Origin of the sequence: Streptomyces sp. NPDC008001 (assembly GCF_042958085.1) — a bacterium.
GTDB lineage: Bacteria > Actinomycetota > Actinomycetes > Streptomycetales > Streptomycetaceae > Streptomyces.
The window spans coordinates 547,594-563,624 of the sequence record NZ_JBIBIZ010000002.1; the positions used below are offsets into that span (position 1 = coordinate 547,594).

Consider the following 16,031-nt stretch of genomic DNA (forward strand, 5'->3'; position numbering starts at 1 on the left):
CGCCCCCTACCGGTGCCAGCGTGGAGAGTGGGCCCAGGTCTGTGCTCTGTGCTCGGTGTCCTGGCGCCCCCGGTACAGGAGGTTTGCCATGACGACCAAGACGGCGTGGAACGCCCAGATCGACATCACCGAAGAAGGCCGCAAGGTCACCGCCGACGCCACGCTGATCGGCAAGGGCGGCGAACGGCAATTGGTGGGCCACGGCGTCGCCCGGTGCAATCCGGCCGACCAGAACGACCCGGCCATCGGCGACGAGCTCGCGGCGGCCCGCGCGCTTTCCGATCTCACCAACAAGCTGCTCGACAACGCCGCGCGCGACATCGAGTCGCACACGCACGAGCCGGTCAAAGGTTCGCTCAGCTCGTAGCTCGTAGCTCGTAGCTCGTAGCTCGTAGCTCGTAACGCCGGTCGCCGCCCTGCTCGCAGCCATCCGGAATCCGTTCCCGGCGTGGCGAGCACCCTCGGTCGCGCCTTTCCCGGGATTTACCGCAAGGGCAAGATTTACTACAAGGGCAATCGAAAAGGCAGGCGAAGACAGCAGTACCGGAAATGCCTTCGCCTTCCCCGGGAAAGCCGACACGAGAGCCGCATTTGGTCACTTCACGAGAGCGAGGGGCGGGGGCGGAAGAGGGAACGGGGGCGAGAGCAGGAGCGGACGGGGGCGGTGCGCCGCACGCCCCTCGGCGCCGCGGCCTGCTGAAGGGGTTTGCGGGGCTCGCCGCAGGAGTTGCCTTCGGGGAGCCCGGGGAGCCCGGGGAGCCCGGGGAGCCCGGGGAGCCCGGGAAGCCCGCTGCCCGTACGGGCCTCGTCCTCCTCGGCACCTACACGTCCGTCCCCGGCGGAGGCACCGGCATCGGGCTCGCCGCGTACGACCGGCAGACGGGACGGATGACCGCGGCGGGGACGATCGAGGGGGTCGCCGACGCGTCCTACCTGGCGCTGCATCCGCGCGGGCACACCCTCTACGCGGTCAACGAGCAACAGGACGGCAGCGTGACCGCCGTCCGGATGGCCGACCACCGGATCCTGGGAACGAGGAGCACGGGCGGTGCCCTGCCGTGTCACCTGTCGGTCCACCCGAGCGGCCGCTGGCTGCTGTCCGCGAACTACCTCTCGGGAAGCGTGGCCGTCCACCCGATCGACGGAACGGGCGCTCTGGGCGAACCGTCCGACGTGGTCGCCCACCTCGTGCCTCCGCCCGGCCCGGGCCAGGAGAGCGCGCACGCGCACCAGATCGTCACCAGCCCGGACGGGCGTCACGTCCTCGCCGTGGACCTCGGCAACGACACCGTGTACACGTACCGGCTCGACACCACCACCGGGCGGCTCGCCCGGATCGCCTACGTCAGCCTCGCCCCGGGGGCGGGGCCGCGGCACCTCACCTTCCACCCCCGCGGCAGGTTCGCCTATCTGGCGAACGAACTCGACGACACCGTCGTCGTCTGTGCCTACGACCCCGCGACGGGCGACCTCAGCCCGGGGCCGGCGCAGCCCACCGGTTCCGGCCCCCGCGGCACGGTGAACCACCCGGCACAACTCCTGGTCGGAAAAACGGGCCGCTTCGCGTACCTCGCCAACCGGGGGCACAACAGCATCGCCCACTATGCCGTCGAGGCGGCGGGTGCCAAGCTGCGTCTGCTCGGCACCGTTCCGGTGCGGGGCGACTTCCCGCGCCACCTCGCCTTCTCCCCGGACGAACGCCTGCTCTTCGCGGCGAACCAGCGCTCCGGCTCCGTATCGGTATTCCGGGCCGACCCCGGCAACGGCCGGCTCTCGCCTTCCGGCGCCCCTTACCGCGTACCCGGTGCTGCATGCACGTTGGTTCACTTTTGAGATTATTTACTGCATTTTCAACCGGTGACGAGAACTCGTCTGACGACTTCTCGTCACCGGATCTCATGGCCCGATCCGGCTCGTCCGGTAAGAGTTGATCTCCAGGGAGTGGCGGCCCGGCCTGCCGCCGCGCAACGGGGGGATTTCCATGTGGCTCACGTGTTTTCTGCTGCCTCTTTCGCTGTCGCGCTCGTAAGAACAGGCCGGTAGACCAGTTGGTGTTATTCCCACCTGCCGCAGCCCGCCGCCACGCCGACCATCCCGGGACAAGGGGACGCCTGGGGTACGCGGAAATACGAGGCGATCAATGATCTATCAGAGCGCTCACGAAATGATCCTGGACGACGTGTTTCTCGACCTGTCCGACTTCATATCGGGAGTCAATCTCCTGCTCAAGCTCGAAGGCTTCAACCCGGCGGGCTCCATCAAGATGAAGGCCGCCGTCGGTCTGCTCGACGATGCGGAGGACCGCGGGCTGCTCAGGCCCGGGGGCCACGTCATCGAATCCTCCTCCGGCAATCTCGGGATCGCACTGAGTTCGGTGTGCGCCGCCCGCGGCTACCGCTTCACCTGTGTGGTCGACCCCAATACGTCGGCCCACAGCATCGCGCTGATGCGGGCCTACGGGGCGCAGGTCGTCTCCGTCGACCAGCGGGACGGCAACGGGGGATTCCTGCAGTCCCGCATCGATTACATCCACCGGCGGCTCGCCGAAGACCCCGCGCTGGTCTGGCCCAACCAGTACGCGAACCCGGCCAATCCCCGGGCGCATTACGAGCGCACGGCGGCCGCAATCGTCAAGCAGGGGCTCGACATCGACTACCTCTTCGTCGGGGCCGGAACGACCGGGACGCTGATGGGCTGCGTCGCGTACTTCCGGGACAACTCCCCGCGGACGAAGGTGATCGCCGTCGACACCGTCGGTTCCGTCACCTTCGGAAATCCGCCCGCCAGGCGGTACATACCGGGTCTCGGCACCAGCCGCCGGCCCGAGATCTTCGACCCGGAACAGATCGAGCACCTGGTCATGGTTCCCGAGGCCGAAGCCGTACGCATGTGCCGCCGGCTCGCCGCCGAGCGGGGCATCGCGGCCGGCGGCTCGACCGGGACCGTGCTGGCCGCCGTCGAACGCCGGAGCGCGGAAATCCCTTCCGGTGCCCGCGTCGTGGCGATCGCGCCCGACCTGGGCGACCGGTACCTGAGCACCATCTACGACGACACGTGGGTCCGGGAACGCTTCGGCGCGGACGCCACGGCGCCGGATTCCGCGGGCGCCGCGCAGCGACCGCGGCCACGGGTCCCGGCGCAGTCGTGCCGGTGAATTCCCCAGTAACCACCGGAGTGTCCGTACGTTCCGGACCGCCTGCCCGGTCCGGATTACCTGCCCGTTCCGGATTACCCGGTTCTCCCCAACCCCCCGAAGGGATAGCGATGTTCGAGTTCAGCGTCATCGGCGGAAAGACCGCGCGAGACATCATCGGCCGCACACGGCAGCAGATCGTGTCGGAGGTGCGCGAGACCTATCTGACCCACCACGCGGGCGAATCGGTCAACCCCAACAGCTACTTCCTGCGCTTCCCCGACAAGCCCGACAGCCGCATCATCGCCCTGCCCGCCTACCTGGGCGGCAAGACCGACGTGGCCGGCATCAAGTGGATCAGCAGCTTCCCGGCCAACATCACCAAGGGATTCCCGCGCGCCTCGGCGGCCCTCCTGCTCAACGACTACGAGACCGGTTATCCCTTCGCCTGCCTGGAGGCCTCGCAGATCAGCGCGGCCCGCACCGCCGCCTCCGCCGTCCTGGCCGCGGAGCAGCTGACCGGCGGGCGCACCGCCCGGCGGCTGACCATCGTGGGCGCCGGCATCATCGCCCGCAACATCCTGGAATTCTTCACCGCTCAGGAATGGGCCGTGGAGGAACTGGTCATCCATGACCAGCTGCCCGAATACAGCAAGGCCTTTGCCGAGTACGCCACTTCCTCGCTGGGTTACCGGACGACCACCGAGGCCGATCTGTCGGCCGCCCTGACCGGTTCCGACGTCGTGGTCCTGGCGACCACGGCCGGCGAGCCGTACATCACGGACCCCGCCGCCTTCGCCGCCGGGCAGGTCGTGCTGAACGTCTCCCTGCGCGACATCGGGCCGGAGATCATCCTGGGCGCGCAGAACATTCTCGACGACATTGACCACTGCATGACCGCCAACACCTCGCCGCACCTGGCGGAGCAGAAGTACGGGCACCGCGATTTCATCGACGGCACGCTCGCGGACGTCATCCGCGGCGACGTCCGGCCGGACGAGGACCGTCCGGTGATCTTCTCCCCGTTCGGGCTGGGCGTCCTCGACCTCGCCGTCGGCATGCACGTCTACCGCACGGCGCGGGAGAGCGGCGAAGCCGTCGACGTGCCGGACTTCTTCGGTGAGACCCGGCGGTGGTGACGATGAATTCTTCCCCCTCTCCTCTTGCTTCCCCTTCTCCTGATTCCTTGTCCACGACCGGTGTCTGCATCATCGGTTTCGGCTCCCGTGGCCTCGGCGTGCTGGAGCGCATCGTCACGCTGACCGCTGCCCCCGAATGGGGCGGCCGGCCCTTCACCGTCGACATCGTCGATTCCCGATGCGACGCCACGGGCATTCACGACCCGGCCCAGCCGGATTACCTGTTGCTCAACACCACGTGCAGCCAGGTCTCCCCGTTCCCCGAGGAGGCGACGGTCGGCGACACCGTGGGCGACCGCGGACCCAACCTCTACGCATGGGTCCGTGAGCGCGGCCTCCGGCTGGCCGAGGACGGTTACACGCTCGGCCCCGTGGGCCGCGAGATACGCGAGGACGACTACCTTCCGCGCCGCATACTCGGCGAATACCTCTCGTGGTTCCTCCAGCGCGTCCTGGACCGCGCCCCCGACCATCTGGAGATCCGGTTCCACCGGACCGAGGCCGTGGGGCTCACCGTCCTGCCCGGCGGCAACCGCCGCGTCGTCCTCGACGACGGTGGCGTCGTAACCGCCCCGTTCGTCTTCCTCACCACGGGCCACACCCCGCCGGCCGCCCTGCCCGAGCAGGACCGGCTGCTGGGGGAGCACCGCAGGGTCCGGGACATCTACCCGCCGACGAGCCGGTTCGCGGACATCCTGCCCGGTCAGACGGTCGCCCTCGCGGGCACCGGCCTGTCCGGCATGGACGCCCTCGCGGCGCTCACCCTCGGCCGCGGCGGCCGGTACGTCACCGCCGGCGGGGAGCTGCAGTACGTGCCGAGCGGCGCCGAACCGCGCATCCTGCTCTACTCCCGCACCGGCCTGCCGTTCCGCGCCCGGCCCAAGGCCAACCGGCAGGGCCCGCTGTACGAGCCACTGGTGTTCACGCCGGAGGCCGTGGACCGTCTGCGCGCCGAAGCGCCGGCGGAGGGGCTCAGCCTCCACGGCGACCTGCTGCCCCTCATCCGCACGGAGATGCGCGTCGCCTTCCACCTGCGCTGTGCCGCCCTTCTCGGCGGCGACGGCGCGGGCGGGGACCGCGCGGCGGCCGAGGAGCGGATGGCAGCCGAGGAGCGGACGGCTGACGCCCTCCGTGCGGCCGTCGCGGCCGGACGGCTGGACTCCGAGCTGGACCGGCTGGACGAGGCTCACCGCGCCGCCTTCGGGGTCCTGGACCCGGAGGAGCTGCTCTTCCCCGAGCCGGCCGGGCTCTCCGGCAGCCGCGCCTACCAGGACTGGTACGGCGGGCGCCTCGCCGCGGACCTGGAACAGGCGGAGCTGGGGCTCTCCGGCAGCCCCCTCAAGGCCGCCCTCGAAGTGCTCCGCGACCGCCGCGAGCTGATCCGGCGCGCCGTCGACTTCGCGGGTCTCGACGAGAAGTCCCACGACGAGTTCTACGGTTCCTTCACCGCCGTGCTGAACCGGGCCGTGACCGGCCCCCAGCTCGACCGGCACCAGGAACTGCTCGCCCTGCTGAGGGCCGGAGCCGTCGCCGTCCCGTTCGGCCCCGAGCCGGCGGTGGCCTGGGACGGGGAGGGCGCGTGCTGGCGCCTGTCCTCCACCCGGCTGGCCGAGCCGTATTCGGCCACCGCCGACTGGCTCTGCCACGCCACTTCCGGTCAGCCGGAGGTCGAGCGTACGGGCAGCAGGCTGCTCGCCGATCTGGTCCGTACGGGCATCATCCGCCGGCACCGGCCCACCGTGGCGAGCAGCCGCGGCGTGGACCTCACGCGCGGCTTGCACCCGGTCGGCCGCGACGGCGCGGCGGACGAGCGCATATGGGTGCTCGGACCGCTGTCCGAAGGCACCACCTTCTACAACCACTACGTGCCGTCGCCGGGCGGGTTCTCGCGGGCGCTGATGGACGCGCACAGCAGCGTGTCCGCAATGCTCGCAGCGGCTACAACAACTGCAGCCACTGCGGCGGTTGCAGCGGGCGCGGACACTGCAGCAGAGGTGGCCGAAAAGGGCTCACTCACAGAGGCGTCATCCGCAAGGGTGGCTCTGTGAACGCTGCTCTTGCAACCCTCCCCATCCTCGTCACGCTGGGACTCCTCGCTTTCGGCGTACGTGCGCTCTACGCGGCCCTGTCGGCACTGGCGACCGCGGTGGTCCTCACGGCCACGTCCTTCCACACCCCGCTCGGTGAACTCGGCCACGCCGAACAGCACATGCTGCCTACCATCACCGAACTGGCCGCAATCCTCTTCGGCGGCATCCTGCTCAGCGAGCTGATGACCCGGACCGGTGCCCAGTCGCGACTGGGCAACTGGATCGGCAGCGCCTGCAGTTCGCCGAGCCGTGCGGTGCTGCTCGTCATGCTTGGAGTGACGCCTTTCGCCGAGTCGCTCACCGGCTTCGGCATCGGCGTCATCGTCGCCATACCCCTCCTGCGCCAACTGGGCCTGCCGCCCGCGAAGGCCGCCGTGGTCGGCCTGCTGGGCCTGGTCACCGTGCCGTGGGGATCCTTGGCGCCGGGCAGCCTCGTTGCGGCGGAACTCGGCGGCGTCGATTTCCAGCAACTGGGCATCGACTCCGCCCTGCTGTCCGCACCGGTCTTCCTCATCACCGGATCGGCGACGCTGATCGTCGCGCTCGGCGTGCGCCGGGCGGTGGCCGCTGCCGGTGACCTGCTCCTGGCCGTCGCAGCCCTGTGGGGCACCGTCTGGGCCGTCAACACCTTCATCGGCGTGCCCCTGGCCGGCGTCCTCGGCGGACTCGTCACCATGGTCGTTCTGCTGCTCGTCTCCCGGCTGCTGGAGCGGGACGGCACGGGGGCGAAGCGCGAGCCCATCGGCCGCACGATCTCCCCGTACGCCTTCCTCGTCGCCGGTCTGCTCGTGAGCCGGCTGGTCCTCGAGTCGGCGGGCGTCAAGGAGGGGTGGTGGACGGTCGTCGCCGGCCCCGGCGGCTGGCTGCTGGTGACCGCCGCCCTCACGCCGAAGCTGCTGGGCGCGGGAGCGGACGGGCCCGTCCTCGGACCGGCCGCCCGCGCCGCGCTCGGCCGCTGGTGGCAGGTGACCCTGACGACCGTGGTGTTCCTGACGCTGGGCACCCTCCTCACCGTGACGGGCATGAGCCGGGAGCTCGCCGAGGCCTGCGCCTCGATCGGCTCCTCCTACCTCGTGCTCGCGCCCTGGATCGGCGCCATCGGTGGCTTCCTGGCGGGCTCCAACACCGGGGCCAACGCGATGTTCGCCGCCAGCCAGGCGAACACCGCCGAGGCGCTGGGCTACTCCACCGGGCACCTCGTAGCGGTGCAGAACGTCAGCGCGGCGCTCGCCTCGGGCGCGTCCAGCGCCCGTGTCGTCCTGGCCGCACAGCTGGCGGAGAACGCCCCGGGCCCGGCGGCCGCCACCGCCCCTGCGGCATCCCAGGCCGACGCACCCGCGTCCGCCGGCTCCTCGGGAGGCGGCACCGTGACGCCGGTCCTGCAGGCACCTGCGGAGGTGCGGACGGAGTCGGGGGCCGGAAAGCCGGTGGACACGCGGTGGGTGCTGCGCACGGTGCTCTCCGTGCACGCCCTGGTGTTCCTCACGACGGGCGGCATAGCCGTCCTCTGGCAGTGACGGACGAACGAAGGCCGAGGAACCCCGTCCCGTACGACAGAAAGCCCGTACCCACAGAAAGAACCGTGATGAAGCACCACGTCGTGCTGATAGCCGATCCGCTCTCTCCCGCCGCGGCCGACGCTTTGGGCGAAGGCGCCGAGATCCGCCACTGCGACGGTACGGACCGGGCCGCGCTGCTGGCGGCCGTCCGTGACGCCGACGCCCTGCTCGTCCGCAGCGGCACCCGGGCCGACGCCGAGGTCATCGCCGCCGCTCCCCGCCTCAAGGTCATCGGCCGGGCGGGCGTCGGCCTCGACAACGTCGACGTCGACGCGGCCACCCGTGCCGGCGTCCTCGTGGTCAACACGCCCATGGCCAACGTCGTCAGCGCCGCCGAGATGACCTGTGCGCTGCTCCTGGCAGCGGCCCGCAACCTCCCGCAAGCCGGGCACAGCCTGAAACAGGGCTCGTGGGAGCGCAGCCGTTTCACGGGCGTCGAGCTGTCGGGCAAGGTGCTCGGCATCGTGGGGCTGGGCCGCATCGGCGTGCTGGTGGCCGAGCGGCTGAGGGCCTTCGGCATGGAGATCGTGGCCTACGACCCCTACGTGTCCCCGTCGCGCGCCGCGGAGCTGGGCATCGCCGCGGTGGGTCTCGACGACCTCCTCGCCCGGGCGGACTTCGTCACCGTCCACCTGCCCAGGACGCCGGAGACGATCGGCCTGATCGGCCGCGAGCAACTGGCCATGGCCAAGCCCACTGCGTACGTCGTCAATGCGGCCCGCGGAGGGATCGTCGACGAGACGGCACTCGCCGAGGCCCTGCGCGCCGGCCGCATAGCGGGCGCCGCCCTGGACGTCTTCGAGAACGAGCCGCCCACCGGCTCCCCGCTGCTGGCCCTGGACAACGTGGTGGCCACGCCCCACCTGGGCGCCTCGACCCGGGAAGCCCAGGAAAAGGCGGGCACCCAGGTGGCCGCCTCGGTGGCCCTGGCCCTGCGAGGCGCCCCGGTCCCGGACGCCGTAAACGCCCCGGACCCCGCGCGCACACCGCCGCAGCACCGCCTCGCAGGCGTCGGCGGCTGACACGCACGAAGACCCCGGGTCCGGCCCCCCAGGGGGAACCGGATCCGGGCCCCGGCTCACGTGGCTGTCCCGGCGGGGCAGCTCCGCCCGGTGATCACCGATGGGGCGGAAGCCATGGACGAGATCTTTGCCGGTGATCAGGGGGCGGCCGCCGACGGCGCTTGATCAAAACCGTTTGGACCCTCGTTTGGCCCCAGGACAGCCAGAAGGCCCATCCGCGATCACGCGAATGGGCCTCTGACCAGTGTCGGGGTGGCGGGATTTGAACCCACGACCTCTTCGTCCCGAACGAGGTTCGGTTGGGGAGACTGCCAGCCTCGATGGCGTTTCCGCGGGTCAGATGGGTGGGCTCGGTTGGTGTCGCGGGGCCTGGAAGGGGTTCGGGGAGCGGGTCGGCTCCCAGATGGCTCCCCGGGCGTGGCGCCCACCGGCGGCGTGTAGGTCTATGCCAGGGCATCCCTGTGTCGACCACAACGAGGGCCAAGGCTTCCGCGTCCGGCGTGCCCTCCGCTGATGATCGCGCACGCTGTCCGAATACCTGGAAGCTCAGTCCTTCACAATCTCGCCGTTCGCTGATGGCGTTGAAGCCTGCGTCGGCACGTGCCTGGCCTTCGGCTTCTCGAGTTCCAACCGCACTTTCACGTCCTCGAAGCTGAGGTCCGGGGTTCCGATACGCCCCACCGAGCGGCTGTAGGCGATGAGCATCGCCTCCGAGAACGGGCTGTCGAGGGTTGCGACACGTCGCCAGGTGCGTGCCTCGGCGAGCGGGACCGACACCACGTTCTCGAAGTCGACCAAGAGGTCGGGGATGTCGAGGTAGCCAGGAAGAGCGCGGTACCGGTTCTGCTTGTCCCCGAAGACCTGTTTGGCCTGGTCCTTGTGGCTGTTGCTCTTCGAGCCGGCTAGCCATGCGGCGATCGCTGGCGACTCCGACTCCTCGCCGTCCTCGGTGAAGATGCGGTCAGCCTTGGCCAGGCGAACGTACTGTGCCTTGGCCTTACGAGGTCTCGCCACGTTGGCGTCCGGGTGGTCCTCATACAGGTCGCAAGCAGGGGTGAGGACGATCCACCAATCGCCCTCGGGGCTGACCACGAGGTCCGTGGCGGTGAGGTGGTGGGTCACGAACGGCTTCAAGTAGACCCGCGCAGCGGAGGGTTGACCAGCAGTGGCGACCGCCTCGCCGTCCCCGGCGTAACCCAGTTCGCTGGGGCCGTTCTCCCGGAGCTCGGCCGCGAGGCGGTTGACGATGATCGGGGTGATCTCGTGGGGATCAGCGCCCGCCATCTCGTGCCAGTGCGGGGCCACGACGTCACGGAGGAAAATGCGGACCTTGCGTTCGACGAGACCGGAGATACGGCGTCTCAACTCCGACACTCCCGAGAGCAGTCCGTCCCGGACTGCGGGAGCGACCTCGTCCCAGGCATTCTTGGTCACCACACGAATGAGTGGAGGCTTCTCCAGGTCACGCACCTGTTGAGGGACAGCTGTGAAGAAGACCACGGGCAGCCACCGCGCGCCGGCGATGGCGTCGTACAGTTCGTGTCCCCGTCCTTCTATGGCGGCGGAGGGCCTGCCATCGGCGGCGTCGCGGACGTCGAGGATGACCAGGTCGAAGTCCTCGTCGATCAACCGCTGCTCGGCTGTGGAGAAGTCCTGCTCGGACTCGAAGTGGATCTCCCCGAGGTCTGTGAGCTCCTCGGACAGCACTTCGCGAAGGTCCGCGATCATCTGGGCGTCGTCATCGACTATGAGCACCCGGTACGCAACGTCGGTCGACGTCACCCAACTCTCCTTCGCAGTCGTGCCCGGAAACTCGCACCCGAGAGGGTGCCGGGGCTCACCAGCCCCAGGTCGCCGTCGTAGAAATCCTTCACGACGCTGCCTGCGATGCTGAGGCCGAGGCCGACGCCATCAGGCTTGTCGCTGAAGTAGGTCTCGAAGATCAGATCCTTGATCTCCTCGCGCACCCCAGGGCCGTTGTCACTGACCGTGATGTCAACCACGTCCAGTTCGCCCTCATGGTTACGCTCCGTCTCGATCAGGATCTCGCGTGGGGTGCCCTTGGGCGTGGTGGAGAGCCAGTGCACGGCGTTGCTCACGAGGTTGACCACAAGAGTCCTGATGTCACCTGGCTCGGCAGTGACGATCACGTCCTCCCCGTCGATCTTCACGTCTACACCGTGCTTGGTGATCTCCGACTCCAGTACGTCAACGGCTTCGGAAATGCTCTGGTGCAGAGAGAGCCGGCGGGGCCGTCCACGTTTCCGTCCGCTGAGTGGCTCGATGCGAGCGAAGAGCCGGTCGAGAGCCCTCTCCTGTGCGGTGAAGTCCGTGCGAAGCTTGCCCAGCGCAGCTGACAACTCCACATCGTGTGTCTCGACCTTCGTGGTGATCTTGCCGAGGCGGCGAAGGCCCACGCCGATGCGGGAAAGGGCGGTACGTCCGTCATGGAGGACAACATCGACCAGGGTTCCCAGCGTCGCGAGGCGGGAGAACTGGGCGATGACCTCTTGTACCTTGCGTACGCCTTCGTTGATCGTCTCCGTGGCCTCTTCGATGGCGCGGCTGAGGATGATGTCATCTGGGTGCCGCTCGGCAGCCACCTGTCGCAGCGGGTCCAGGTTGAAGTTCTGAAAGAGCCCGTGGCCCCTGCCTTCGGACGGCCCGGCAAGGAGCGGGGCGTCCGTCGGAGCAGTGGGTTCCCGACGCAGCCGGTAGCGTTGCGTCTCCAACCTGGCAATCGCCTGGAGTATGACTGCCTTCAGTTCCTCGTACTCCGGGGAGTCGATCAGTCCTTCTCGGTGCGAGCGGTCCATGAGGCCGGGGTTGTCATCGGCCGAGATGTAGACGAATCCCGCCACTTGCCGGTTGGAGAGACGCAGCGTCGGGTTGTTGATGCGTCGCTGGTCGAAACCAAGCCAGTCGAACCCGGGTTCCCCGAACGGCTGCACACGGAACCCGTCCCGGTACAGGGCCACACCGCTGTTGTTTCGGATGAGTTCCCGTACGTCGTTGGTGTTCCTCGCGCTGGTGTCGAGTGCCAGGAGCGGCTTGATGGCCGACGACTCAAGGTCCCAGACTCGGAAGTCCAGTTTCAGAGGGCCACACGAGGGCCTCTTCGAGTCCTTCCGGAGGTTGTCCTGGACGACCTCTACCGGTTCTTCGTCGCCAGCGTAAATGGCGAGGCTCGCGTCCCCGTCAGCATCCACGGCGCCGACGAGGCGATAGCGGGGATGGGCCAGTGTCTCACTCGCAGAAACGAACCCGCTGTGGTGGCGGAGCGGCCCCTCCGGAGTGTCGATGTAGATCGAGAACTCAGGCTGGTCCGGCACAGAGAGCTCGGCGGGAGGCGGCGGGGGGAGGAGCCTGGACAGGGAACGCTTGAGGGCCTCGATCTCGTTCGTTCCCCAAGCCGTGCGAAGCCTCTCGAGTCGGACCACGGTGCCGTGCGCCGTGCCGACGGCTGTAGCAGGCGCTGACTGAAATTCCCGGAGAACCTCGGAAAAGGTCTGCGCTGCTGTGCCTCCGTCCACGAAGACGCTCGGAGTGGTCGTGGACAGGGAGACCGGAACCTCATCCAGGTACGCGTCACCATCCGTGAAGTCCCCCCAGTCGATGCGAAGGGTGACCTCCTGCTCATCGACCCGCCGAGTCGTGATTGTGGCGGTATGGCCAAGTCGAGCCGAGGCGAACCGGCCGATGCCCTTGGCGCCCAGCACGCGACGCCCACCTGACTCACTGCGTGGGTTCCGGTGCCTGTGCGGGGTGGCGATTTCCATCCACGTGCCGCGCACTGTGGCCGGCGACATGCCGTGCCCGTTGTCCCATACCTCGATCGAGCCCTCACCCTCTTCGAGGGGAGGGTTGAAGCGGATCAGGACGAGGCTGGCGTCCGCGTCGTAGGCGTTCTTCACCAGCTCGGTGAGGGCGACGCGTTCGTTGCTGATCAGTTCTTCGCCGAGCGTGCTCATGAGCCTGGCCCGCGGCCGGAGATACGCCTTCGCGTTCTCGGAGTCCACCCATGCCCCCGCTCGTCAACTGTCTGCCATGTTCTGCAGTGTGTGGCGGGCAAGATTCTACTAACTACCCATCAGCGAGCTAGGTGGGCGGCTCTCGTAAGTGGCCGAAACCGTGCACAGGTTCAGGCCGACTCGAACGTGTCTTCAGCCCCGCCGGATCGTTGACCAGCTTGTCCGGCCAATCCGGGCCCCGGGAGCGACGCTGTCACTGCTGTCCTCTACGATTGCCTCTGGTAACGCACCAGAACGTCGGTTCGAAGCCGAGGGCTGGGGGGCCGCGCGGACTCGCGCCGGTACCCGGCAGAGCGCAGCATCGGTCTCACGGGATTTCCGGAGGTCAGCGTGGTGGAATCCTTGCCTCCACCAGCGCGTCTGTGATCTCCTGGTGCTCGTTGTTCTCGGTGTGGAGGTGCGTGCTGTGCAGGAGTCGCACTATGGCGTACCCCTGGAACGGAGCGACTATCTCAAGCTCCCGCGGCACCGGCACAGCTGCAGGCCCGAGCGGTTCGCAAAGTGGCTCGAAGGGTACGGCAAGGGGCGTCGCCTCGCCGTGGACCTCTTCTCCGGAGCAGGCGGTCTGAGCCTTGGGCTTCAGCGAGCTGGCTGGACCACTGCAGCCGCTGTCGACTTCGACGAGCGTGCCCTTGAGACCCATGCGGCCAACTTCCCCGGCATGAGTCTGCGCATGGACCTGGGGAACCCAGCCGAGCGTGACAGGCTCGAGGAGCTGCTGGAGCCGGCGAAGGGGAAGGTCGATCTGGTGGCGGGGGGGCCGCCGTGCCAGCCGTTCAGCAGGGCTGGGCGGAGCAAGATCCGCCACCTCGTAGAGCACCATGGCCGCGCCCCTCACGACCTCCGTAAAGAGCTGTGGAGCGCGTACCTGGACGTCATAAAGAGGATCAGGCCGCGCGCCGTCCTCATGGAGAACGTCCCGGACATGGGCCTCGGCGACGACTTCTTCGTGGTCCGCGTGATCGAGCAGCAGCTCGAGGAGCTCGGCTACGCAACCCAGGTACGCCTTGTCGACGCATGGCGCCATGGAGTTCCCCAGCACCGGAAGCGGCTCATCCTTCTGGCCAGGAACGACATCGAGAAGTTCGAGTGGCAGCAGGAGGTCGCCGAGGACGAACGCACCACCCTGCGCCATGCCATTGGTGACCTCCCACCCCTCACTGTGGTGCCCACGGAGCGTGTCGGCGAGCGTGAGATGCCCTACGGCACCCCCTCCGAAGATCTGTCCGACTTTGCCAGGGAGATGCGCAAGCGCGCGAAGCGTGAGGTCGTCTTCGACCACATGACCCGGAGAGTCAGGCCGGACGACTGGATGATCTTCGACAGCATGGACTCCGACACCCTGTACTCGGACATCGACCCGGAGCTCCAGCGGTACAGCGCCGAGCACTTCACCGACAAGTATAAGAAGCTTGACTGGGACGACCTGAGCAGGTCGATCACCGCCCACATCGCCAAGGACGGCTACTGGTACATCCATCCGGACCAGAACCGCACCCTGACCGTTCGGGAGGCGGCACGGGTACAGACCTTCCCGGACCGGTTCAGGTTCGCTGGGACGCGCAGTGACGCCTTCCGTCAGATCGGCAACGCGGTGCCGCCGCTCCTGGGCAAGGCCGCCGCGGAAGTGCTGTTGCCTGTCGAAGGGGGCCAGGTCGGGGAAGGCGGGCTCCAGCCCCGCTGGCGCACGGCCCGCGAGGACCTGACTGCCTGGGCGGAACGGCAGCGCAACGGCGAGAACTGGTACCAGTTGCCCAAGCTGTCGTCAGTACACGCGGTGGTCGTGGCGGTGTTGGCGGGGACCCGGGTGCAGCCCGGTCAGATGCACGAGATGCTCAAGGCCATCCGGGAGAACGCGACTCTGACCAAGTCCGCTCTGCGCACTCTCCTTGAATCGGCCCCCACGGCAGCCGTTCGGGCACGCCTCGACAGGCTGACCGACGTGGCCGGCAAGTCAAGTGTCTGGTCCGAGGACGAGGAGAAGCAGAAGGAGCTGCCCAAGCGTCTGGGTATGAAACCAGCCGAGGGCGCGCTCTACCGGCTGCTGATCGATGACGACCTTCTTTGGGTGGGACAGAGCGCGCTGCGTGTCGCTGCCCGGCTGCACGACAGCGACTCTGACCGCACCAACCGGCTCAGTGACGGTCGGGTGCACTTGGTGAAGCTCGTCGGTGCAGGAGAAAAGGCCCCCCTGCGCATGGCTGCGCTACGACTCATCGGAAGCACTCTGTGCAACGCAAAGAATCCTCTCTGTGATCAGTGTCCTCTCAGTAGCTACTGCGCGGGCCGGGAAAGTGCTGCGGGGGACCTGGTCACGGATGCTCTGAGTGGGACGCACGGGCGGCAGCCTGTTCCTGCCCAGTCACGCGAGTAGGAGCCGAACACCGCTCGGCAACCATGAGTGCTGCCGCCGCTGGACTGGCCTTGACCTCGCACTCCCAGACCCAGAGCACGGTCCATCCGGCGGCCTCCGCTGCTTCCGTGTTGCGTCTGTCTCGGGCCCTGTTGGTCTCGATCTTGTCCGTCCAACGCTCGGCGTTCGGTCCGCGGAACACCTTGGGGCCGTGCTTCGGGCAGCCGTGCCAGAAGCAGCCGTCAACAAAGACGGCCACGTGGTATCTGGGAAGCACGAAGTCGGCCGTGCACCTGGGAGCCACCCTCTGGTGAAGGCGGAACCTGAGGCCCAGCCGGTGCACCGCCTTCCTGAGGGCCACCTCCGGCCTGGTGTCCCTCACGCGCCGGCCGCGAAGGTGCTCACCCTCCGGAGTGGCGACCCACCCACGGTCCGGCGTCAGCCCTCCTCCGCTCATGACCACATTCCCAGTCTGTAGACGTCCTCGACTCGGAGGGTGCCACACTCTTCCCATGCTCCGGGAACAGCCGAACTCCATGTCGATGATCAGGGTCGGATCGAGCTGCCGCTCGGCCTGCTGGCGGAGGCCGGCATTGCACCGGGCTCCGATCTCGTCGCCTTCAGTGACGGTGACGGACGGATTGTCCTGACGCGGGCCGAGGACGCTGTCAGGGACCTAGTCGAGAAGGGCATGCTCTGACCGA

General features: G+C 68.4%; 10 protein-coding genes and 1 pseudogene. 8 read left to right on the forward strand and 3 right to left on the reverse strand.

Annotated features, from left to right (window positions below; translation table 11 throughout):
• The first annotated feature begins 88 nt into the window (after positions 1-88).
• From ACFZCD_RS07505 to ACFZCD_RS07535, 7 genes and pseudogenes are all read left to right on the forward strand, one after another.
• Positions 89-367 (forward strand): DUF1876 domain-containing protein, encoded by a 279-nt coding sequence (locus tag ACFZCD_RS07505; protein ID WP_391828834.1) that lies wholly within the window; start codon positions 89-91, stop codon positions 365-367.
• Between the two features lie 224 nt (positions 368-591).
• On the forward strand, positions 592-1,833 hold the full coding sequence (locus tag ACFZCD_RS07510; protein ID WP_391828835.1) for a lactonase family protein: 1,242 nt from the start codon (positions 592-594) through the stop codon (positions 1,831-1,833).
• A gap of 307 nt (positions 1,834-2,140) precedes the next feature.
• Positions 2,141-3,154, forward strand: a complete 1,014-nt coding sequence (gene sbnA / locus ACFZCD_RS07515; protein ID WP_391828836.1) for a 2,3-diaminopropionate biosynthesis protein SbnA — start codon at positions 2,141-2,143, stop codon at positions 3,152-3,154.
• Between the two features lie 110 nt (positions 3,155-3,264).
• Positions 3,265-4,272 (forward strand): 2,3-diaminopropionate biosynthesis protein SbnB, encoded by a 1,008-nt coding sequence (gene sbnB / locus ACFZCD_RS07520; RefSeq protein WP_391828837.1) that lies wholly within the window; start codon positions 3,265-3,267, stop codon positions 4,270-4,272.
• Positions 4,273-4,319: 47 nt separating this feature from the next.
• Entirely contained in the window at positions 4,320-6,320 is a 2,001-nt protein-coding gene (locus ACFZCD_RS07525) for an FAD/NAD(P)-binding protein (protein WP_391828838.1), read from the forward strand.
• Entirely contained in the window at positions 6,317-7,879 is a 1,563-nt protein-coding gene (locus ACFZCD_RS07530; RefSeq protein WP_391828839.1) for an L-lactate permease, read from the forward strand. The genes ACFZCD_RS07525 and ACFZCD_RS07530 overlap by 4 nt, the downstream gene beginning before the upstream one ends.
• 68 nt (positions 7,880-7,947) lie before the next feature.
• Positions 7,948-8,886 (forward strand): annotated as a pseudogene (locus ACFZCD_RS07535) (hydroxyacid dehydrogenase); the annotation flags it as partial.
• Positions 8,887-9,489: 603 nt separating this feature from the next.
• Here ACFZCD_RS07535 and ACFZCD_RS07540 read toward each other — a convergent pair.
• Both ACFZCD_RS07540 and ACFZCD_RS07545 read right to left on the reverse strand, forming a co-directional pair.
• Positions 9,490-10,725 carry a hypothetical protein gene (locus ACFZCD_RS07540; protein ID WP_391828840.1) on the reverse strand — a complete coding sequence of 412 codons (1,236 nt, stop codon included), beginning with the start codon at positions 10,723-10,725 and terminating at the stop codon, positions 9,490-9,492.
• Entirely contained in the window at positions 10,722-12,962 is a 2,241-nt protein-coding gene (locus ACFZCD_RS07545) for an ATP-binding protein (RefSeq protein ID WP_391828841.1), read from the reverse strand. The genes ACFZCD_RS07540 and ACFZCD_RS07545 overlap by 4 nt, the downstream gene beginning before the upstream one ends.
• Before the next feature lie 418 nt (positions 12,963-13,380).
• Here ACFZCD_RS07545 and dcm point away from each other — a divergent pair, with 418 nt between their 5' ends.
• Positions 13,381-15,348 carry a DNA (cytosine-5-)-methyltransferase gene (gene dcm, locus ACFZCD_RS07550; protein WP_391829015.1) on the forward strand — a complete coding sequence of 656 codons (1,968 nt, stop codon included), beginning with the start codon at positions 13,381-13,383 and terminating at the stop codon, positions 15,346-15,348.
• Here the strand turns inward: dcm and ACFZCD_RS07555 are convergent.
• Positions 15,287-15,865, reverse strand: coding sequence for a very short patch repair endonuclease (locus ACFZCD_RS07555; protein WP_391828842.1), 579 nt, complete (start codon positions 15,863-15,865; stop codon positions 15,287-15,289). The genes dcm and ACFZCD_RS07555 overlap by 62 nt on opposite strands.
• Positions 15,866-16,031 lie beyond the last annotated feature (166 nt).